At 73.5% G+C, this 21,116-nt stretch carries 17 protein-coding genes; 9 read left to right on the top strand and 8 right to left on the bottom strand.

Going from position 1 to position 21,116, the window contains the following annotated elements:
• The first annotated feature begins 14 nt into the window (after positions 1-14).
• The gene (locus WMF26_RS39895) at positions 15-731 is read left to right on the top strand and encodes an RNA ligase family protein (RefSeq protein ID WP_437997005.1); all 717 of its coding nucleotides are present in this window, start codon (positions 15-17) and stop codon (positions 729-731) included.
• 18 nt (positions 732-749) lie between these two features.
• On the opposite strand, the gene WMF26_RS39890 is transcribed toward WMF26_RS39895, so the two are convergent.
• The 4 genes from WMF26_RS39890 to WMF26_RS39875 all read right to left on the bottom strand — a co-directional run bounded on the left by WMF26_RS39890 (position 750) and on the right by WMF26_RS39875 (position 4,178).
• On the bottom strand, positions 750-1,358 hold the full coding sequence (locus tag WMF26_RS39890) for a hypothetical protein (protein WP_437997004.1): 609 nt from the start codon (positions 1,356-1,358) through the stop codon (positions 750-752).
• 142 nt (positions 1,359-1,500) lie between these two features.
• Complete coding sequence (locus WMF26_RS39885) at positions 1,501-2,256, bottom strand: alpha/beta fold hydrolase (RefSeq protein WP_437997003.1); 756 nt, start codon at positions 2,254-2,256, stop codon at positions 1,501-1,503.
• A 51-nt stretch (positions 2,257-2,307) separates the two neighbouring features.
• A complete protein-coding gene (locus WMF26_RS39880) occupies positions 2,308-3,357 on the bottom strand; it encodes an RNA polymerase subunit sigma-70 (RefSeq protein WP_437997002.1) in 1,050 nt (349 codons plus the stop codon).
• Between the two features lie 122 nt (positions 3,358-3,479).
• Positions 3,480-4,178 (bottom strand): OB-fold nucleic acid binding domain-containing protein, encoded by a 699-nt coding sequence (locus WMF26_RS39875; RefSeq protein WP_437997001.1) that lies wholly within the window; start codon positions 4,176-4,178, stop codon positions 3,480-3,482.
• Positions 4,179-4,479: 301 nt separating this feature from the next.
• Here WMF26_RS39875 and WMF26_RS39870 point away from each other — a divergent pair, with 301 nt between their 5' ends.
• The 3 genes from WMF26_RS39870 (at position 4,480) to WMF26_RS39860 (ending at position 8,567) form a co-directional block, all read left to right on the top strand.
• Positions 4,480-5,226: a hypothetical protein gene (locus WMF26_RS39870; RefSeq protein ID WP_437997000.1), complete on the top strand. Its 747-nt coding sequence runs from the start codon at positions 4,480-4,482 to the stop codon at positions 5,224-5,226.
• Positions 5,227-5,367: 141 nt separating this feature from the next.
• Positions 5,368-5,997, top strand: coding sequence for a PhzF family phenazine biosynthesis protein (locus WMF26_RS39865; protein WP_437996999.1), 630 nt, complete (start codon positions 5,368-5,370; stop codon positions 5,995-5,997).
• A gap of 68 nt (positions 5,998-6,065) precedes the next feature.
• Entirely contained in the window at positions 6,066-8,567 is a 2,502-nt protein-coding gene (locus WMF26_RS39860) for a beta-glucosidase (protein WP_437996998.1), read from the top strand.
• A 59-nt stretch (positions 8,568-8,626) separates the two neighbouring features.
• Here the strand turns inward: WMF26_RS39860 and WMF26_RS39855 are convergent, their stop codons facing one another.
• The gene (locus tag WMF26_RS39855) at positions 8,627-9,979 is read right to left on the bottom strand and encodes a sigma 54-interacting transcriptional regulator (protein WP_437996997.1); all 1,353 of its coding nucleotides are present in this window, start codon (positions 9,977-9,979) and stop codon (positions 8,627-8,629) included.
• A 690-nt stretch (positions 9,980-10,669) separates the two neighbouring features.
• On the opposite strand from WMF26_RS39855, the gene WMF26_RS39850 reads away from it, so the two are divergent.
• From WMF26_RS39850 to WMF26_RS39830, 5 genes are all read left to right on the top strand, one after another.
• Positions 10,670-12,442 (top strand): protein kinase domain-containing protein, encoded by a 1,773-nt coding sequence (locus tag WMF26_RS39850; RefSeq protein ID WP_437996996.1) that lies wholly within the window; start codon positions 10,670-10,672, stop codon positions 12,440-12,442.
• Between the two features lie 7 nt (positions 12,443-12,449).
• Positions 12,450-13,280 carry a hypothetical protein gene (locus WMF26_RS39845; protein ID WP_437996995.1) on the top strand — a complete coding sequence of 277 codons (831 nt, stop codon included), beginning with the start codon at positions 12,450-12,452 and terminating at the stop codon, positions 13,278-13,280.
• The gene (locus WMF26_RS39840; RefSeq protein ID WP_437996994.1) at positions 13,277-14,233 is read left to right on the top strand and encodes a hypothetical protein; all 957 of its coding nucleotides are present in this window, start codon (positions 13,277-13,279) and stop codon (positions 14,231-14,233) included. The genes WMF26_RS39845 and WMF26_RS39840 overlap by 4 nt, the downstream gene beginning before the upstream one ends.
• A 504-nt stretch (positions 14,234-14,737) precedes the next feature.
• Complete coding sequence (locus tag WMF26_RS39835; protein ID WP_437333375.1) at positions 14,738-15,808, top strand: Kelch repeat-containing protein; 1,071 nt, start codon at positions 14,738-14,740, stop codon at positions 15,806-15,808.
• 81 nt (positions 15,809-15,889) lie between these two features.
• On the top strand, positions 15,890-16,804 hold the full coding sequence (locus WMF26_RS39830) for an alpha/beta hydrolase (protein WP_437996993.1): 915 nt from the start codon (positions 15,890-15,892) through the stop codon (positions 16,802-16,804).
• A 186-nt stretch (positions 16,805-16,990) separates the two neighbouring features.
• Here WMF26_RS39830 and WMF26_RS39825 read toward each other — a convergent pair whose 3' ends face one another.
• The 3 genes from WMF26_RS39825 to WMF26_RS39815 all read right to left on the bottom strand — a co-directional run bounded on the left by WMF26_RS39825 (position 16,991) and on the right by WMF26_RS39815 (position 21,085).
• Entirely contained in the window at positions 16,991-17,512 is a 522-nt protein-coding gene (locus WMF26_RS39825) for a PDZ domain-containing protein (RefSeq protein WP_437996992.1), read from the bottom strand.
• Between the two features lie 196 nt (positions 17,513-17,708).
• Positions 17,709-19,307, bottom strand: coding sequence for an FAD-binding oxidoreductase (locus tag WMF26_RS39820; protein ID WP_437996991.1), 1,599 nt, complete (start codon positions 19,305-19,307; stop codon positions 17,709-17,711).
• A gap of 209 nt (positions 19,308-19,516) precedes the next feature.
• Positions 19,517-21,085 (bottom strand): SulP family inorganic anion transporter, encoded by a 1,569-nt coding sequence (locus WMF26_RS39815; protein ID WP_437996990.1) that lies wholly within the window; start codon positions 21,083-21,085, stop codon positions 19,517-19,519.
• Positions 21,086-21,116 lie beyond the last annotated feature (31 nt).

The following is a 21,116-nucleotide window of genomic DNA, read 5'->3' as shown; positions in this document are numbered from 1 at the left end:
GCGAGGACCGTAGCATGTCCGCGCCTGATGCCCGGTGCTACCCTGGCGCCGTCATGTCCGCCAAATACCCGCGCTCGTTCCACCTTCCGTGGTCGCCGGGCGGCACGTCCGACGACAAGAGGATGGCCGACGTGTCGGGGCTGCTCGGCGTGGAGATCGTCATCACCGAGAAGTGCGACGGGAGCAACCTCACGTACACGCGAAAGAGCGTCTTTTCGCGCTCGCACTCGGGCCCTCCGTCTCACCCGAGCTTCGACCTCGCGAAGGCCACCCACGCGCGCATCGCTCACCAGCTCTCGGAGGGCACGTCGGTCTTCTGCGAGTATTGCTATGCGGTCCACTCCATCGAGTACGAGGCGCTGCCGGGCTATTCGCTGGTCTTCGGCGTGCGCGACGACGCGCAGGGGCTCTTCTGGGAGTGGGACATGGTCGTGGCCCAGGCGAACGATCTGGGGCTCCCCACCGTGCCTGTCCTGTTCCGGGGCCGCGTCGAGGCCGAGCGCGAGCTCGAGGCGCTGACCAGCGCGCTGGCGCGCGAGCCTTCGGCGTTCGGCGGCCCGCGCGAGGGGGTGGTGGTGCGGGTCGCGGGCGAGTTCCCGGACGCGGCGTTCCAGCGGTGCCTCGCCAAGTGGGTGCGGCGCGGGCACGTGCAGACGGACGAGCACTGGATGCACCAGGAGATCCGGCCGCAGCGGCTCGCGGCAGGGCCGGCGGGAGGACCGCCGCCCTAGGCTAGGCCGCCGGCGCGGCTACTGCCGTGAGGCCAGCGCCGCGAGCCGCGCGCAGAGCCCCTCGCGGAGCGGGCCATAGGTCGCGCGGTACGGCTCCCAGTCGAGGCGCTCGTCCGCGAGGATCTCGCGCCAGTACGGGTTCGCGGCGCCGTAGTCGTGGATGGCGCCGGTCTCGGCGATCTGCACGGCGAAGAGCGGCACCCGGAGCGCGTGGAAGAGCTTCTTCTTCGAGGCCTCCGGCTCGTCGTCGAAGCGGGCGCCGGCCTTCTTGAAGTCGGACGCGGAGCGGCTCGCGGCCGACGCGGCGAGCTTCTTCCGGTCGAGCTTGAACGGGAAGGGCGGCCTCGCCTCCTTGAGCCGGTGCTCGGGCGGGAGGAACAGGCACTCCAGCGCGAAGACGCTGTGCTCGGCGATGGCGTCGCGGAAGCTGTCGAGGCCGTGGACGACCACGTTGACGCCGGGCGCGAACGCGAGGTCCTGCTTCGCGTCGCGCCGCGCGAGGACGGCGACGAAATCCTCGTCGGACGCCGCGGTCGCGGTGCCGTACACGCGCGATCCCGTGCGGAACACGCTGTGGACCTCGCCGTCGTTGCGGCCGAGGACCCGGAGCACGGTCGAGAGGCTCATGGCCGGGTAGTGATCAACTTTGCCCAGAGAGAGTCCACATGAAGGCGGGAAGGCGGGAAGATCATTGAGGTTTTCTTCCCGCCTTCATGTTCAAATTTGACCACTACTCATGGCCGAGGGGTCGCTCAATACCCGCTGACGCTCAGCCGTCGAGGAACCGCTCCAGCACCGGCCCGAGCAAGGCGGGCTCGATATGGTGCGTGGCGCCCGCGATCGTCTCCGCCCGTCCGCCGGGCAGCCGCGCGGCCAGCGTCTCGGCGACCTGGCGCATGATCGGCGCGCCCGCGTCGCCGGCGATCGCCAGCGTCGGCTGGCGGACCTCCGCGAGCGCGGCGGTGATGCGCCCGTCGGCGACGATCGTCGCGTCGTAGATCAGGGTGTGCGCCATCGCCTCCAGCGCGGGGCGGAACGGGGCGTGCCTGAGCTGGGCCACGACCTCGTCGGGGATCCCGACCATGCGCCGCTGGAAGTACTCCACGGCGTCGCCGCGACGCCCGGCCGCGACCAGCGACGCCAGCGCCTGCGCGTGCTCGGCGGGCTGGGCGGGCGGCGCCTCGTAGAGCGCGAGCCGCGTGATGGCCAGGCCGCGCGCCGCCGCGGCGAGCGCGAGCTGCGCGCCGGAGGAGTAGCCGAAGACCGCCGCGGCGCCGCCCGCGGCCTGGATCACCGCGTCCAGGTCCTCGATCTCGCGGTCGATCGCGTATGTCGCCGCGTCGCCGCTGTCGCCGCGCCCGCGGCGATCGTAGGCGAGCACGGTGAACCGCCGCGCCAGGTACGCCGAAAGGGGCGCGCCCGTCGTCCGGTCGTTGAACGCGCCCATCACCAGGATCACCGGCGCCCCGTGCCCGGTCTGGTCGAACGCGATGGTGGTGCCGTCCCTGGAGGTCGTCTTCTTCATCTCGGGTCTCCTTTTCGTGGTCCTGCCGCGTAGACCCGAGGCGACGAAAAACTAATCGGCGAGGCTCGCCGGCAGCCGGAACCCGGCGCACAGCTCGGCCGAAAACGTCATGATCTCCGTGATCTGGCCGTCAGAGACGCGCAGCACGTGGACGCCCGACAGCCGGAACTCCGCCTCGCCCTGGGGGCGCAGGTAGGCCGCCGCCGCCGGCTGCCGGTTGGCGCCGACCGGCACCATCCTGAACGCGCGCCCCCTCCAGCGGGGCGGGAAGAGCGCGAGCAGGTTGGCGATCGCCGCGCGGCCGTCGAACCAGAGCGGCGCGGGCGGCATCGCCCAGCGCGCGTCCTCGCGCAGGAGCCGGGTCAGCTCGGCGGTGTCCCCGTGCTCCCACGCGTCCATGAACACCTTGAGCGCGGCGCGCTCGAGCTCCGTGGCCCGCGCGCCGGCGGACGCGTCCGGCGCCCCGGCGGGGAGGCGCTCGCGCAGCGTCGCGCGCGCCCGCTGGAGCGCGCTGGTCACCGACGGGACGGTCAGCTCGAGCAGCGCCGCGATCTCGGCCGCCGACCAGCCCACCACCTCGGACAGGACGAGCGCGGCGCGCTGGCGCGGCGGCAGGTGCTGCAGCGCGGCCAGGAACGCCAGCGCGAGGGTCTCGCGCGCCTCCACCGCGGCGTCCGGCGGCGGCCCGGCGTCGAGCAGGTCGTCCGGGAACGGCTGGAGCCACGGGACCTCCGGCGCCCACGGCGGCGCGGAGCGCGCCTCGGACGGCGGCGTGGCGGCGGTGACCGGCGGCGCCACGTCCTGCGGCAAGACCCGCTGAGGGGCGCGCTCCAGCGCGTTCAGGCAGGCGTTGGTGGCGATGCGGTAGAGCCAGGTGCGGAACAGCGATCGCCCCTCGAACCCCTCGCGGCCGCGCCAGGCGCGGAGCAGGACCTCCTGCACCATGTCCTCGGCCTCGTCGAAGGAGCCGAGCATGCGATAGCAGTGCGCGCGGAGCCGCCGGCGGTAGCGCTCGCTCAGCGCGGCGAACGCCGCGTGGTCTCCGGCGCGCGCCGCGGCCAGGACGGCCGCCTCCTCGTCGTTGTCAGGGTCCGCCGGCATTCTCGTCACGTCCGTCGACGCGCTCGACGACGAACGCCCTTTCTCGGCAACCACGAGATCTTCGGCGAGATCCGAGCTGCCCTGAGGGGCGGATATCGCGCTCGACACGCCGTCGCGCCCGCTCATTGCTCCACGAGCACGAGATCTCTTGCCCGGCGCGGCGCGACCTCGTAGGTCTCCTCGTACTGCGCGGCGAGGCCGGTCACCTCGATGGCCAGGCCGACCTCGAGCGACGTCGTGTCGATGACGGGCTCGCCGTCCACGACATGCACGTAGACCTGGACCTCGCCCGAGCCGTCGTCGATGTACACCTGGAAGCCGTAGGGCTGCTCGTCCTCCACGGCCGTGGTCACGCTGCCGCGCACGCGGACCAGCAGCCCCTCGACGGGCTCTCCGACGTCGCCGGTCATCACGTCCGTCGGCTCGACGGATTCGGTCCCATCGAGCACCGTGACCGAGGCCGCCGCGGCGTTGAGCACCGTCTGTTGGGCCGTCTGCCCGAGCTGCCCCGTGACGCGCACCCGGGCATCGAGGCCGAAATCGAGCGCGTCCGGCAGGCTCACGTAGATCCCCCCGGTGGCGTCCTGGAGGGCGAAGCCCTGCTCGCTGGTCGCCGAGCTGAAGGTGCCGGGCGCGACCGTGGCGAAACCCTCGACCGTCGCCGTCGAGCCCTCGGTCAGGGCGCGGGCTTGGGCCACGGTGACCACGACCTCCTGGTCCGGAGCGGGGGGCTCGTCTCCGCCGGAGCTGCAGGCCGTCGTCGCGAGGAGGCTTGTGACGGCGACCGAGGCGAGAGCGCGGCTCGTTAGGTGTCGACGCATTCCCGGCTTCCTACTGTTGCTGCGCTCAGGGGACAAGACATCCCCCATCGATGACGTACCTACACGTTCAATGGCTTACCTATGCATCTGCACCGTCAGCCCGAGCAGCCCACCGATCCCATCGTGGACGCCCGAGCCACCATGTCGTCCCCGAGGGTGACGGCGTGGTTGGCAAGCTCGGCAGCCGTGGCGGCCTCTCCCGTCCTCGTCCGGCGTACGCGAGCGCGTGCTCCTGCGGGTTTCTCGCGTCCCGCCTCTCGAGGCCTCGACGTCCCTCGCGCGCGGCACGAGAATCACCCCAGTGAGCCGCCTTGCCGTCTTCTGGCTTTCTTCTCTCGCCGTCCTCGCCGCCGGATGCCATCCAGGCGGCGGATCGCGCAGCGACGACGGGTTCCCGGCCCGCCTGGCGCGCGGCTGCCGGAGCGAGCCCGACTGCCTCGTGCTGGAGCTCGAGGCGCAGGCCCGCGTCGACCAGTGCGCGTCGTTCTGCGAGGGCGCCGAGGCCGACCTGCGGGCCGCGAGCGCCCTCGTCGCCCGCTACCGGCAGGAGCGCGAGGCGCGGCAGGCGCGGATCGAGGCGCAGCGGCAGGCCGTCGAGGCCGCCGAGGCCGAGCGCCGCAGCGCCGAGATCGAGGCCGCCGAGGAGGCGCGCCGGCAGGAGGAGGCGGCCCACGCGGCCGAGCTCGATCTCGCCGCGAGCGAGCTCGCGTGCGCCCAGCAGGGCGACGCCGCGGCCTGCGACGCCCTCCTCCGCTACCTCGCCGGCGCCGCTCCGCGCGACGAGCGCGCGGCCCAGGTGCGCGCGTCGCTCGTGAAGGGCCGCCGGCTGATCGCCGAGCGCGAGGCCGCGAGGGCCGCCGAGGAGCAGCGCGAGGCCGAAGGCGCGCCCGCCCCCGCGCGACCGGGCGGCGGGCCGGCTGCGCCGGCGCGACCGCGGCCGGCGTCCGAGGGCCGCGTCTGCTGCTGCGACGGCACGCTGTCGCCGACCTGCACCTACGTGAAGCGGGGTTGCTGCTCCCACCACGGCGGCGTCTGCGCGTGCCCCTAGTCGCGGGTCAGACATTCTTCCGCACGTCGATGAAACCGCCAGGACATGGCTGGAGACGCGCGCCCAGGCAATGTGGGTAGTGTGCTCGGTGGCCATATCGTCATGGCATTCGTTTTGATTTGAATTTATAACGCCACATCTATGCGTAGTATACCGATCTACCAGGTGGACGCGTTCACGAGCCGTCTGTTCGCGGGAAACCCGGCTGCGGTGATGCTGCTGGACCGCTTTCTGGACGATTCGCTGTTGCGGGACATTGCGGCCGAAAACAACCTGGCCGAGACGGCGTTTCTGGTCCCTGACAGGGAGCGTTATCGTTTGCGCTGGTTCACGCCGACGACGGAGGTGCCGCTTTGCGGCCATGCGACCCTGGCGAGCGCGGCGGTCATCATGGAGCGCTTGGAGCCCGGCCGCACCGAGGTGATCTTCGAATCGGCCAGCGGACCTTTGACGGTGCGGCGGACGCAGACCGGTTATGCCATGAATTTCCCGTCTCGACCGTCTGTTCCGACGACGCCGCCGCCCAACCTGGCCGAAGCGCTCGGCGCCGTTCCGGTCGAGGTGCTCACCGATACCTTCAATTACATCGCGGTATTGGAGGATGCGCAGGCCGTGCGCGCGTTGTCTGCGCGCCGCTCGCACCACGGCGGCATCCGCCCTCCCAGCCCCCTCCCGCGCGCCCCGCGGCGGGCTCTGCGCTTGCCCGTGCGGGCCCGCCAACACGCGCGATCGAGGCTCTCCTGTGCGCCTGGTGTTTCCTTGATGTTCTAAGTACCGTTCTGGCGCGCCGCCGCGGGGCGGCGTCTCCGCGCTTCGTCTCTGCGCTCCCAGGAGGGTCCATGGCCGTCGCCGACTCGCAGTCCGCTCATCCCCAGAAGACCGATCATTCTCCCGAGGCCGTCGAGCGGCGGGTGGCGGACGCCCTCGCCGCGCTGTCGCTCGAGCAGAAGGTCCGCCTGCTGACGGGCGCCGACTTCTGGAGCACCTACCCCGAGCCCGCCATCGGCCTGCGCCGCATGGTCGTCTCGGACGGCCCGGTCGGCGTGCGCGGCGAGCACTGGGACGAGCGCGACCCCTCGGTGAGCCTCCCCTCCGCCACCGCCCTCGCCGCCACCTGGGACGAGGCCCTGATCGAGCGCCTCGGCGCCCTCCTGGCCTCCGAGGCGCGGCGCAAGGGCGTCGACGTCGTCCTGGGGCCGACCGTCAACCTGCACCGCAGCCCGCTCGGCGGCAGGCACTTCGAGTGCTTCTCCGAGGATCCGCTGCTCACCGGCCGGATCGGCGCGGCCTACGTCCGCGGGCTGCAGGCCCACGGCGTCGGCGCCACCCCCAAGCACTACGTCGCCAACGACTCCGAGACCGAGCGGTTCACCGTCGACGTCCGCGTCGATCAGCGCACGCTGCGCGAGCTCTACCTCGCGCCGTTCGAGCGGATGATCGCCGGCGCGCGCGCGTGGCTCGTGATGGCCTCGTACAACGCGGTCAACGGGGCGACCATGACCGAGAACGCCCTGCTCGATTCGCCGCTCAAGGACGAGTGGGGCTTCGACGGCGTCGTGGTCTCGGACTGGTTCGCGACCCGCTCCACCGAGGCCGCGGGCCGCGCGGCCATGGACCTCGCCATGCCAGGGCCGGAAGGGCCGTGGGGCCAGGCGCTCGTCGCCGCCGTCCGGAGCGGCGCCGTGCCCGAGCAGGCCGTCGACGACAAGGTCCGCCGCCTGCTCCGGCTCGCCGCCCGGGTCGGCGCCCTCGAGGGCGTCGCGCCGGCCGCCCCCGCCCCGGCCCAGCTCCCCGCCGCCGACGCCGCCCGCCTCGCCCGCGAGACCGCCGCGGCCGGCATGGTGCTCGCGCGCAACCAGGGCGACGCGCTCCCCCTCGACGCGGCCAGCCTGCGGCGCGTCGCCGTGATCGGCCCGAACGCCGCCGAGGGGCGGATCCAGGGCGGCGGCAGCGCCAGCGTGCACCCGCACTACGCGGTCTCGCCGCTCGACGGGCTGCGCGCCGCGCTCGGCCAGCGCGCCGAGGTGCTCCACGCCGTCGGCGCCCGCATCCACGAAGGCCTCGTGCCCGTGGCCGGAGACCAGGTGGTCGATCCCGCGACCGGCGAGAACGGCGTGCGCGTGCGGCTCCTCGACGCGAACGGCGACGTCCTGCACGAGGAGCATCGCGGCGTGGGGCGCCTCACCTTCATCGGCGATGAGCGCGCCAAGCGGGCCGCGACCATCGAGGTGACGGCGCGGTTCCGCGCCGCCGAGGCCGGCCGCTACCGGATCGGCGTGGCCGGGGTGGGCGCGTACCGCCTCACCGGCGGCGGGCAGGTCCTCCTCGACGAGGCGATCGCGCCGGACAAGGACGACCTCGCCGCGGCCCTGCTCGCCCCGCCGCACCGGGCGGCCGAGCTGTCCTTTGCCGCCGGCCAGGAGCTCGACCTCGCCCTCACCCACGCGGTCCAGCCGGGCGCGGTCGCGGTGGCGTTCTCCCTCGGCGTCGAGGTCCCCGCGCCGTCCGACGAGGAGGAGCTCGCGCGCGCCGTGGAGCTCGCGCGCTCGTCCGACGTGGCGATCGTGGTCGTCGGCACCACCGAGGCGATCGAGAGCGAGGGCTTCGACCGGAGCGCGCTCGCGCTCCCCGGCCGCCAGGACGCGCTGGTCAGCGCCGTCGCGGCGGCGAACCCGCGGACGATCGTGCTGGTGAACTCGGGCGGGCCGGTGACCATGCCCTGGCGCGACGAGGTGGCCGCGGTGCTCCTCACGTGGTTCCCGGGCCAGGAGTTCGGGAGCGCCGCCGCCGACGTGCTGCTCGGCGCCGTGGAGCCCGGCGGCCGCCTGCCCACGACGTGGCCGTCGCGCCAGGAGGACGTGCCCGTGCTGTCGACGAAGCCCGAGAACGGCAAGCTGATCTACGCCGAGGGGCTGAACGTCGGGTACCGGGCCTGGGCCCGCGCCGGCGTCGCCCCGGCCTACCCGTTCGGGCACGGCCTGGGCTACACGCGCTGGGAGATCCTCGGGATCGACGCGCCGCCGAGCGTCGCCGCGGGCGAGGCGGTCGAGGCGCGGGTGCAGGTGCGCAACGTCGGGCCCCGGCGCGGTCGCCACGTGGTCCAGCTCTACCTGTCGCGGCCGGGCTCCGAGGTCGAGCGCCCCGTGCTCTGGCTGGCCGGCTTCGCCTGCGTCGAGGCCGAGCCCGATCAGACGGTCGAGGTCGCCGTCACCGTCGAGCCGCGGGCCTTCGCGCACTGGGCGGCGGGCCGCTGGCAGGTCGAGCCCGGCGTGTTCACGCTGCACGCGGCGCACTCGGCCACCGTCCTGACGCGGCAGACCGCGGTGAACGTGGACGCCTGAGCGCGCGCCGCCCGGCGCCGGGGGGCACCCCCGGCGCCCCGGGGCGGAACGTCGGCGGATCACCCCTCCGCGTCGTCGTCGTCGCTGGCGACCTCGTCGGTCGCCGAGCGCCGGTCGAGCCAGCGGCGGAGCTGGGTCCGGTGCACGCCCAGCGCGCGGGCCGTGCGCGCCACGTTCCCGCCCTCGCGGCGCAGCACCTCCTCGATGACCTCGTCGGCGGGCAGCGACGCCGCGCGCCGCGCCGGCCGCTCGCCGGCCGGCGGCAGCGACGACCGCCGGCCCCGGTCCGAGGGGTGCTCCGAGGTGCCCGTCTGCGCCGGGGAGAAGGCCTGCCCGGCCGAGGGCGACAGGTGCCGCGCCTGGACCACCGGGCTCTTCTCGATCTGCGCCTCCTGCGCCGCCGCGCGGATCTCCGCCATCAGCTCCCGCACGTTTCCGGGCCACGCCCGCACGAGGCACGCCTCGATGAGCGAGGCGTGGGCCACGGGCGGGGCGCCCACGTCGCCGCGCTCGACGCCGGCGCCCGCGCTCCGCAGCGCGGCGTCCACGAGCCACGGGACCTCCTCGGGCCGCTCTTGCAGCCGCGGGATGCGGACCGCCGGCTGCGCGATGCGGAAGAAGAGATCCTCGCGGAGCTTCCCTGCGGCCACCTGCGCGCGCAGGTCCTTGTGGGTCGCCGACACGAGCGCGAAGTCCACCTGCACGGGCCGCGACGCGCCGAGCGGGATCACCTCCTTCGCCTCGAGCGCGCGGAGGAGCTTCGCTTGCACCCCGAGATCGAGCTCGGCGACCTCGTCGAGGAAGAGGACCCCGCCGTGGGCGGCTTGCACGTACCCCTCGGAGTCGGCCGCGGCGCCCGAGTACGCCCCCTTCCGCGCGCCGAAGAGCAGCCGCTCGGCGAGGCCGTCGGGGATGGCGGCGCAGTTCACGGCGACGAACGGCCCTCCGCGGCGCGGGCCGAGGGCGTGGAAGGCCCGCGCCGCGTGCTCCTTGCCGGTCCCGCTCTCGCCGGTGATGTGCAGCGCGGTCCCGAAGCGCGCCGCGCGATCGACCGCGTCCCACGCGCGGGCGAGGGTCGGCCCGAGGATCGTGCCCCCGGCCGTGGAGATCCCCGCCCGGAACGGCTCCACGTCGGCCTGGATCACGAACACCGACGAGCCGGTGCGCACGATGCGCAGCTCGTCGCCCGCGCGCGCGCCGGTCAGCGGGACGCCGTCGAGCGACGTTCCGTTCCGGCTATCGAGGTCTTCGACCTCCCACTGGCCCTGGTGCCAGCGCACGCGCGCGTGCCGGCGCGACATCCGCAGGTCGTCGAGGGGGACGCCCCCGACCTCGCCGCGCCCGAGCTCGAGCTCGCCGTCCTTGAGCGGGAGGACGTCGCAGCGAGGGCAGTCCACGGAGAAGACGAGCACCAGCCCAGGCGTCGGCCTCCTGGAACGCAGGCGTTCCGAGGCCGTTCCGAGCGAGTCGTCCAGGGTTGTCCTGGGTGCAGTGGTGGACTCCACGTCGCCGTCGAGTGTAGCGCGGACCCGCAGCGATGAGGAACCTCCTGAGGAGGATCGTCCTCGGGACACGTTGTCCGACAGCGTGGAGCCCTTCCTACCGGAGAGCGCCCACAGGGCACGTCGCCCGACAGCGCAGCGCTCTTCCTACCGAGGCGCGACCCGAGGGCCGGGCGTCCACCAGCAAAGGAATCTTCCTGGCGAGGTCGCGCGGAGGCTGCTCCCCCCGCCGGCGCTTCGACGCGCGCCGGCGGGGGACCTGCCCGGTCGCCGGTGATGAGGAGTCGCGGGCAGCGCGCCCTCGCAGGGATCGCGTCGATGAGCCCGGGATCGAAGCCTGGCGGAGGACCGGGGAGGGGCCTCGCTCCCTCTTGCAATGCTCCGGTGCAAATTGCCCCAGCGTGACCGATGCGCGTGCCCGATTCCCCGTGAAAAATAAGGATTCTTGCTTTATTTGCCGCGAAAGGTCGCGGCTCTGGGCCGAGCTCGCCGCGGGGGGCGCGGGAGAGGGGGCGTTGCCCGGGGATTTCGTCGCTGCAGCGACGGCTGAGGCCGGGGAGCGGGGGATGGTTCGCCGCTTGCTTTCGTGGATGTCGACCCATGAACGGCGAGCACCACGTCCCCGGCCAGAGCAGAGCGTTCGCCCGAAGAGGCGATGCGAGCACGGGGGGGGTCTCGTCCTGCGTCCGGGGGCTGCCGAAGCGGGAGCGCGCCGTGGGCGAGGTCCTCGCCGGCAAGTACCAGATCGTGGGCCCGCTGGGCGCCGGCGGCATGGGCACCGTGTGGCGGGCGCGCAGCTTGTGGCTCGACGTCGACGTGGCGATCAAGGTGCTCCACGAGGACCAGTTCGACGCGCACGCCGCAGAGCGCCTGCTCCGGGAGGCGCGCGCGACGGCGAGGCTCGGGCACCCGGCGATCGTGCGCGTCTTCGATTTCGGCGAGACCGACTCGGGCGAGCCGTTCCTGGTGATGGAGCTCCTCGAGGGCACGTCGCTCTCGAACTGGCTGGAGGCGAACGGCCGGATGCCGGCGGAGCAGGCGGTCCAGATGCTCTTGCCGGTGGCGTGCGCCCTCGCGGCCGCGCACGCGCAGAGCATCGTTCATCGCGACATCAAGCCTGCCAATATCCTCGTCGTGCCGGACGGCGCGGGCGGCCATGTCCCGAAGGTCGTCGACTTCGGCATTGCCAAGCTGGCCAACGCGGTGAGCCCCGCGATCACGCAACGAGGGATGATCGTCGGCAGCCCCGAGTACATGTCGCCGGAGCAGGCCGACGGCCAGCTGGAGGTCGGGGAGCAGACGGACGTCTGGGCGTTCAGCGTGGTGCTGTACGAGCTCATCACCGGGCAGCGGCCGTTCACCGGGGAGAGCCTCGGCGCGGTGATCTCGGCCATCTTCAGCAGGGAGCCGGTGCCGACGACGCAGCTCGGCGCCGGCGACGAGGAGCTCTGGTCGATCCTCCGCCGGGGCCTGGCCAAGTCGCCGGCCGAGCGGTGGCCCACCATGCGGTCGCTCGGCCGCGCGCTGGCGTCCTGGGCCGTCGAGCGCGGGGTCACGGCGGACGTGGCGGGCACGTCGCTCGCGCACCAGTGGCTCGCGCGGGGGCCGGAGTCGCCGCTCACCGCGGAGCGGCCCGCGTTCGCGACGACCGGCGTCGCCGGCGCCGTATCGGGGGCGAAGGCGGCGGCGCCGCGCCCGCGCGGCGCAGGGAAGACGCTTGTCGCGTCGCCGGCCGCGGCGGCCACGCCTGCCGGGCGCCGGGGCGGCACCATCAAGATGTCCGAGGGCTTGCCCGCCGCTCCGATCGGGCTCGCGCCCCCGCTGCGGCTCCAGAAGGCGCTGCTGGTCGGGGTGCTCGTCGCCTTCGTCGCGCCGGTGGTCGTCGTGATGGGCCTGAACCTGCGGGGCGGGAGCGCGAGCGCGGGCGCCGCGCAACCGGCGGTCGCGGCCGCAGCGCCGATCCTCGAGCCGGGCGCCGCCTTGGCGCTGCCGGGGGCGGCCCCGGCAGCGCCTCCGGCCGACGTCGTGCTTGCCGAGGGCGGGGGGCCGCGCGCGAGCGCCCTCGAGACGGCCGCGCGGGGCGCGCCGGCAGGCAAGCCGCCCGCGAAGCCGGTCGAGTCGGCCGATCCGTGGGACGATCCGGCCGATCCTTGGGGCGAGCTGGCCGACCCGTGGGACGAGATCGAGCCGTCCTCGGCGCCGGCCGAGCCGCCCGCCCAGCGCGTCGAGGCGCGCCCGCAGCGGGACGAGCCGCGCCCGCAGCGGGACGAGGCGCGGCGGCAGCGGCCCGAGCCGCGCGCGCAGCGGGCCGAGCCGCCGCGCCCGGCGCCTGCGTCCACGTCCATGCCGCTGCCGGCGGCGCCCGATTTCTGAGGTGGTCATGCGCAATCGTGGGGTGAAGTTCCGCGCCGTTCGCGCCTCGGGCGACCTGCTGCTCCTCCTGGCCGCGCTCGCGTTGGCGCCGCTTGGAGCGGGCGGCTGCTCCGCGCTGATCGGCGCCGAGCTGTCCGACAAGGACGAAGCGGCCGAGGACGCCGTGGGGCGAGAGGATCAGGTCGGCGACGGGGGCGGCGGTGGCGATCTCAGCCGGAGCAGCGGCACGAGCGGGAGCACCGGCGGCCCGGAGGGCGCGACGAGCAGCGCCAGCGGCGGCGAGGGCGCGAGCGGCGGCGGCGAGGGCGCGAGCAGCGCGGCGAGCGGGGGTGGCGCGGGCGCGACGACCAGCGCGGCGAGCGGGGGTGGCGCGGGCGCGACGACCAGCGCGGCGAGCGGGGGCGGCGCGGGCGCGACGACCAGCGCGGCGAGCGGGGGCGGCGCAAGCAGCGGCGGCGGCGAGAGCGCGAGCAGCGGGAGCGGCGCGGGCGCGAGCAGCGGCGGCCCGAGCCCGAGCGGCGGCGGCCCGGGCGAAAGCAGCGGCGGCCCGGGCCCGGGCGGCGGCGGCCCGGGCGAAAGCAGCGCAAGCGGCGGCGGCGAGAGCGCGAGCATCGGGAGCGGCGGCGGCGCTGGCGGTGCGAGCAGCGGGAGCGGCGAGGGAGGCGGCGAGAGCAGCAGCTCGGGCGGCGAAGCGCATTGCAACGCCCATTTCGCCGATTGCGACGGGGACCCGGCGCACCATTGCGAGACCAACCTTTGGAACAACCGCAATCACTGCGGCGCTTGCGACAACCGATGTCCCCACGGCAAGCACTGCCGGGAGGGGGAGTGTCAATGAGGACGCATTCTCCTGCTCGATCCAGGCGGACGCTCGTCTCCGTCGCCGCGGCGCTGCTCCTCGCCGCGGCCCCGCTCCCCGCGGCGGCGCAGGGCAAGGGGGACGTGGCAGCGGCGCGCGTGCTGTTCGTCCAGGGGGCGAAGTTCGCCCGCGAGGGGCGCTGGGAGGAGGCGCGGGCGCTGTACGCCCGGTCGCTGGAGATCAAGGCCACGCCCCTCACGCGGTACAGCCTCGGCGTCGCGCAGAAGGAGACGGGGCGCCTCGTCGACGCGCTCGCCAGCTTTCGCGCCTTCCTGGCCGAGCCGGCGACGCCGACGACCGAGCCCTACGTCGGTCCGGCGCGCGAGGCCGTGGCGAAGCTCGAAAAGCGCATCGGCCGCGCGACGCTCGCCGTCGAGCCGGGCAAGGTCGACGGGCTGGCCCTGGCGCTGGACGGCAAGCCGGTGCGCGCGGCGCCGGGCCAGGTGCTCGAGCTCGACCCGGGCGACCACGAGGTCGTGGCGACCGCTCCGGGGTACCGCGCCGCGGCGGCCCGGTTCAGCGTCGCCGCCGGCGGCTCGGTCGAGGTCCCGCTCGCGCTCGCGCCGGCCGCGGCCTCGCGGGCCTCGGCCGCCGGGGGCGGTCTGCCTCCCCTGGCCGAAGCTTCCGAGGGGCCGAGCCGGACGCTCCCGGTCGTCGTGATGGGCGTGGGCGGCGCGATCTTCGCCGGCGGCGCCGTCCTCGGCCTCGCCGGTTTGAAGCAGGCGGGCGACGCGCGATCGGGCACGGGCACGGACGCGAGCTCGGCGCGGGCCAAGGGGATCGTCGGCGACGTCCTCGGCGGCGTCGGCATCGCGACCGTCGGCGTCGGGCTCTACTTGCTGCTCAACGAGTCAGCGCCGAGCCCCCCCAAGGCGGGCTCCGTGACCCCGTGGCTGAGCGCGTCGGGCGCGGGCGTCGAAATGCGGCTCTGATCCGCATCGCCCCGCGCCGCGGGGCCGCTCGCGCTGCTCTCTTCCGTCCTCCTCTGTGCCCTCTGCGCCTCTGTGTTTCTTCTCTTCTCTCACGCCAGAAGACGCGTCCCCGGCGCGCCTGTCCGTAGGTCGTTGCCGCGCGCAATGCCCGAGCGTCGGAATCGTGCGTAACGTGCGTAACGTGCGTAACGTGCGTAACGTGCGTAAGGCGCGCGAGCCATTGCCCGGCTCCTCTGCGGCCCATTCGACGGCGGTGCTCGATTCTTGTTTTGTGGGATCGTTCTGCGTAGCCTATCCTCGGCGAGATCGAATCAGCGGTCGCCGAGCGAATGTTTCGAGCGGTGCGCCATCGAGCGGACTCGCCGCTGGAGGGCAGGGGGTATGAAGAATTTCCTGGCACGGGGCGTGTCCCGTTCCGTCTGTGGGGGGCGCCCGGGCGGCCTGGCGCCTGACGTAGCTCGTGCGCGCAAGCCGTCGCGGCACCTCGTCGTCGCGCTGGCGGCGATGACGGTCGTTCTGTTCGCAGCCGAAGCCTGGGCTTCGGGCACGTGGACCAAGCGGGTCACGTCCGGTCCGGCGCCGACGGAGCGCTCGACCCCCGCGGTCGCCGCGATCGGCGACGCCGTTTACCTGTTCGGCGGCATGAAAGACGACTTCTCGACCTTCGAGAACACCTTCTACAACGATCTCTATCGATTCGACACCGCTCTCGATTCCTGGGAGCTCCTCGATCCGGCGGGGGACCTGCCGCCTCCGCGCGTGTTCGCCGGCGCGGCGGCCGACGAGTGCAATGGCGTCATGCTGGTGTTCGGCGGGGCGACGTACAGCCCCGACTTCTCCGATTTCGTGGCCCACGACGACCTCTGGGCTTACGACGCCGACGCGGACGCCTGGATCGAGATCCACCCCGAGAACGCCGGGCCGGTCGGCCGTTCCCGCCCGAACGTCTGGTTCGCCGGCGGGAAGCTGTATGTCTTCGGCGGAGTGACCAGCGCCTTCGAGTTCATGAATGATCTCTGGGCGTACGATCTGGGGTCGAACCGGTGGAAGGAGCTCGTGCCCGCCGGCGCTCCCGGCTCGCCGCGCGGCCGGCACGAGGCGATGGCGGGGACGGCGCCGATCCGGGGCAAGCTGACGCTGTACGGCGGCGAGACGATGGGCGCCGCTGGCTTCGAGATGCTGGACGATACCTGGGAGTTCGATCTGCGCACCCGCCGGTGGACCGAGGTGACGCCGCGCGCGCGGCGCGACATCACGCCGCCGCGCAACTACGGCGCCGCGGCCGTCATCGGCTGGGACCTGTACCTGCAAGGAGGCGACGTGTCGGGCGGCTCGTCGGGGTGCGGCGCGCCGTTCGAGCAGAACCCCATCGAGGAGCTCTGGCGGTACAGCGCGATCCAGCGGAAGTGGACCAAGCTGTCGCCGGGCGGCGATCCGCTGGTCAGGCTGAAGCGGCATGTCGCCGCGGAGGTGAACGGCACCATGTACCTGTTCTCGGGGTGGGATTTCGCCTGCGACGGCGGCGTTGGCCCCGGTCAGCTCTGGAACCGCGACGTCTATTCGTTCGATCCCTGAGCGGGGCAGGCGACCGCCACGCCGCCGGTGGCGGGCGCGCCGCGCTACCCGGCCGCGGCGCGGACATGGTACTGCGCCCTCATGCGCTCGCTCGCGATGGTGCTGTCCCTGGCCGCGCTCCTGGCCGCGGGCGCGCCCGCTTCGGCCAGCGGCGACGGCGCCGGCCATCCCTCGGCAGACGCGCCCCCCGCGGACGCGCCCTCGGCGGACGCGCCCTCGGCAGACGCGCCCTCGGCGGACGCACCTGCGCCGCCGCAGGCCGCGGCGGCGGCGCGGTGGTGCGCGCCGGAGCTCGCCGCGCTGCCCGGCGAGGTGTGCGCCTTCCTGCCGGCCAAAGCAGCGCCGGGTCCCCGCGTGCTCGTGATCTACCTGCACGGCGTCGTTCAGCCCGATTCAGGGTGGCAGTGGGCGCAACAGCGGGGCGCCGCGCGGGCCGGCGCACGGCACGGCGTCGCCGTGATGATGCCGCGCGGCCGCAGGGGGATCGGGCCGAAGACGATGGAAGACTGGTGGTGCTGGCCCACCGCCACCGCGGCGCAGGCGACCCACGAGGACGCGCTGCTCGCCGAGTGGGACGCGGCGCGCGCGGAGCTTGAGCGGCGCGCGGGCGCGCGCTTCGACCGGGTGCTCGTGTTCGGCTTCTCGAACGGCGCGTACTACGCGACGTCGCTGGCGATGCGCGGGCGGCTGCCGGTCGACGGCTACGCGGCGTTCGCGGGCGGCTCGGGCGCGCGCTACCTGGAGCGGGCGGGCGCGCAGACCAAGGCGCGCGCGCCGATCTTCGTCGGCTGGGGCGGCAAGGACCCGGCGCACCGGGACCAGGTCGCGCTCGCGAAGATGCTCCGCCGGCTGAAGTGGCCTTCGAGGTCGCTCGGCAAGCCGCGCGCGGGGCACGCGATGACCGACGATCAGGTCGACCAGGCGTTCGCCTTCCTGAGCGGCAAGCGAGGCGGCGCCACGGCGCCCGGCAGGGGGCGCGGCGCTCGAGCGCGCTGACGGACGCGCAGGCCGCCGTCCGGCCCGGGGCCGCTCGAGCGCGCCCACGGCGGAGGCGGCGGGGTAGTGATCGACTTTGCCCAGAGAGAGTCCACATGAAGGCGGGAAGGCGGGAAGATCATTAAGGTTTTCTTCCCGCCTTCCCGCCTTCATGTTCAAATTTGACCACGACTGGCGGGGGCGCGGTCAGCCGCCGGGCCGGCCCTGCTCCGCGGCGCTGGCCGGCGCGGGCGCCGGCGCGTCGTCGGCCGGGATCTGGAGCATCGCGTAGTCGATCGTCGTCTCGTTGCGCAGCACGGTGAGCACCACCATGTCCCCGGGCGCGCAGGCGCGCAGGTGGCTCTCCAGCCCTGCCATCGAGTGGACCGGCCGCCCGTCGACGGCGAGGATGACGTCGCCCGGCTCCAGCAGGGGGGACGTGAAGCTGCGGATATCCATGCTCGCGATCCTCACGCCGTCGCCTGCGGTCGGCTGGATCGTGAGGTACCACGGCGCCGGGACGACGGTCGCCGTCGGCGCGGGGTTCGACGGCTTCTCCCGTCTCGCGGTCTCCGCCTGGCTCGCCGGCACGCCCGCGCGCGGCTGCGCGGCGTCAGCGCGCGAGGCGTCGACGCGGGGCTGCGCGGTGTCTGCGGGCTGCGAGGCTTCGACGCGCGGACAGTCGCCGCGGCACGCGGCTACCGCGAGCGGGACCAGCGGGGTGAGCATGCCGGAGAGCCGCCGAGCCCACCCGCACGCGCCGCGCGCACGGAGGGGTAGATCCCGCTGCTGACTTGCATGCATGGCCCCTCGGCGCCCCCGGCCTCCTGCCTCCCAACATGCAAGATCCCCACCAGCGATTCTCCGCCGCGGTCCGGGCCGATGCCGGAAATCAGGGAGGAGGCTCGCCTCCGGCGCGCCGCGCTCACGCCCGGGCGAGCCGTGGCGTCGGAGCGAAGTGCGCGGGGAACACCCGCTCGAGGAACTCGTTGCGCAGGAGCCCGTCGGGATCGACGAGCTGCTTGAGCCGGACGAACTCCGGCAGCGCGTGCGCGTACATCGCCTGGAGGTGCTCCGCTGTCGCGTGGACGTTCTTGACCAGGTAGACCCGGCCGCCGATCTCGAGGCTGTGCGCGCTGAGCTCGGTGAGCCGCAGGCGGATGCGGCGCACGCTCTCGTCATCGCTGCCCACGAACGCGACCGTGACCGCGAACCCGTCCGTCCCGTGGTTCGCCGAGAGGAGGAACCGGTCGCCCTGGATGTGGAGCACGTCGAGCAGCAGCGGCGGGATTCCGTCTCGGGTCGCGATCTCGTCGATCCTGTTCAGGAAACCGGCGAGCCGGCGCAGGCTGTCCTCCCGGGCGCCCGGGTCGTAGGGGATCATGAAGGTCTGCTGCGCCGTGATCATCGGCGCGCCGAGGGCCTGACCGATGCGGTTCGCGAGGACGTTGCCATCCATGAAGAACAGATAGCCCATGAGCTCGTCGACGTTCGGGCGCGAGACGTCGAAGACGAAGCGGTCGATGATCGTCCAGACGGCCCGGCTCACGACGGACGCGCGCATCAGCCACTCGATCGGGACGCGGAGCGGGTAGTTGCGGCGATGGTTCAGCAGCGGGCGGAGCGCGTGGGACGTCCCCGCGACGTACCGCGACCGCATGACCATGCTCCTGCTGCCTTCGAGGGTGTGGAAGGCGATGGAGAAGAGCGCCTCGGGGACCCACCCGTCCTCGGCCGCGCTCCCTCCCTCCTCGGGCAGGAGCTGCTCGGCGCGCGGGAGGAGCGCCGCGGCGAGCTCCTCGAGCGATCCGCAGCGCGTCGCCTCGGTGACGACGCGGATCGGGGTGCCCGCCGGGGCGACGCGCGCGACGCGGTACGTGACGTCGATCACCGCGCCGAGGTAGCCGAGGCCGCCGATCACCGCGTGGAACAGCGCGCTCGTCCCCTCGTCGCGGCCGAGGGAGAGCAGCTCCCCGTCGAGGGTGAGGAGCGTCAGCCGCTCGACATAGTGCCCTTCCTTGCCGCCGGTGCTCGAGAAGCGAGAGAGGCAGTCTCCGGAGACCGTGCCTCCCGCGGTCGCGTGGCTCGTCGAGACCACCGTGTACGGCACGAGCCCGCGGGCGGCGAGCTCACGCACGATCGCTCCCCACGTGGCGCCGGCGCCCACGGTCATCCGCGCCCCCTCCTCGTCGATCTCGATGGAGGTGAAGCGCGTCATCGAGATCACGACGTCGTCGTTCAGCGCCTGCCCGTCGAACGACTGCCCCCCGGCGCGGAACGTGATCCTGCGCCCCGTCCGCTTCGCCATGCGGAAGAGCACCCGGAGCTCCTCGATCGAGGCTGGCGTGTACAGGTCTCCGCACGACTGCTGCAGCCCGCTGTAGCCCTGGAGCAGGCAGAGCGGCTTTCGAGGGATCTCATCGAGCCGCGGCGGCGGCGGCGCGCCCCCGACATAGGCGAGGCCAGCGTCCGTGGCCCCTCGCGCGGCTCGCCGGGGCGATCCGCTGTCGAATCGAGCGACCACGATCAACCCGAGGAGGGAGGGAGGGGGGCCTTGTCCATCGCGTCGACCGTATCGAGGGCTGGGCGCATCGCGCGCAGCGTCGCTCGTAACGGGTCACGCGGGCAAATTCACGCCCGGACGAGGAAAGAGGGAGGGGGAAGGCCGGAGCCGAGACCGAAAGACGTGGACGGAGACCGAGGACCGTGTCTCCGTCCCCGCTCAGAACCGCTCTACAACCCGCGGATCTCGACCTGGATATTCCGCCGGGCCGCCGTCTGCTGGAACCGGCGGATGAGCTCCGCGACGTCGTGGTCGACGTAGGACGCCCCCTGGGCGTCGACCACCACGTGGGTGTCGCTCGGCAGCCGCTCGAACAGCGCCACGAGCTTGCCCTGCGTGAAGAAGTAGGCCGCCTTGTTGAACCGGATCGTCACCCGCGCCCCCTCGTGGATCACGTCGAAGACCCGGGACATCTGCGTCCTCAGCACGAAGACGACGCCGACCGCGAGGCCGATCGCGATGCCCTTCAGGAGATCGGTCAGCACGATGGCCACGATCGTCACGACGAACGGGATGAAATGGTTCCACCCGAGCTTGCGCATCTCCGCGAAGATCGCGGGCTTGGCCAGCTTGTAGCCGGTGACGAGCAGGATCGTCGCGAGGCACGCGAGCGGGATGTGCGAGAGCAGCCCTGCGGCGAAGACCACCGCGAGCAGGAGCAGCGCGCCGTGCGTGAAGGCGGAGACCCGCGTGCGCGCGCCGGCGTTGGTGTTGGCGCTGCTCCGGACGATGACCGACGTGACCGGGAGACCCCCGGCGAACCCGGAGAGCATGTTGGCGACGCCCTGCGCGACGAGCTCCCGGTTCGGCGGCGACTTGCGGTGCCACGGGTCGATCCGGTCCACCGCCTCCAGGTTGAGCAGCGTCTCGAGGCTGGCCACGATCGCCAGGGTCACGCCCAGCACCCAGACCTCGGGCCGCGCGATCGCGGACCAGTCCGGCAGCTGGAGCGCGCTGGTCAGGTCGCCGGTGGGCAGCGTCACGAGGTGCTTCTGCTCCAGGGCGAGCGACGGGACCGCCACCTTGAACAGCTCGTTGCCGAGCGTGGCGACGAGCACGGCGACGAGCGGCGCGGGCAGCCAGGAGATCTTCGCGAGGCGCGACTTCTCCCACCCGACGAGGATGGCCAGGCAGACGGCGCTGATGAGGAACGCGCCCCACTCGATCGCCTGCGGCGCCTGCGCCAGCATCGTGAAGGTGTTGCCGCCCTCGGCCTTGAACGACTCGGAGGCGAAGTTGTCCTTGTCGAAGCCGACGGCGTGGGGGAGCTGCTTCAGGATGAGCAGGACGCCGATCGCCGCGAGCATCCCCTTGATGACCGACGAGGGGAAGAAGTGGCTGATCGCGCCGGCCCTGAGCACGCCGAGCCCGAGCTGCAGCGCGCCGCCGATGACCACCGCCAGCGCGAACGCCTGGAAGCTCTGCAGGCTGGTGATGCCCGCGAGCACGATGGCCGCGAGCCCCGCCGCCGGGCCGCTCACGCTGAGCTGAGCGCGGCTGATCAGCGGGATGACGAGGCCGCCCACGATCCCGGCGACGATGCCGGACAGGAGGGGGGCCCCCGACGCGAGCGCGATGCCCAGGCAGAGCGGCAGGGCAACGAGAAAGACGACGACGCCCGCGGGGATGTCGTACTTGAGGTTCCCGGTGAGGCGCGAATCCAGCGGCGGCGTGCTGTCCCCGTGCGCCTCCCCCCGGGGCGCGGCCGCGCCTTCTGCTCCAGGGGCGCGAGCACCCATGTGCTCCGACCCCGCGCTGGCTTGGATGGCA

This window comes from Sorangium sp. So ce185 (assembly GCF_051526825.1).
Taxonomy (GTDB): Bacteria; Myxococcota_A; Polyangia; order Polyangiales; family Polyangiaceae; genus Sorangium; species Sorangium cellulosum_D.
Note: the sequence above shows the minus strand (reverse complement) of the source record. Positions and strands in the feature narration are given on the sequence as shown.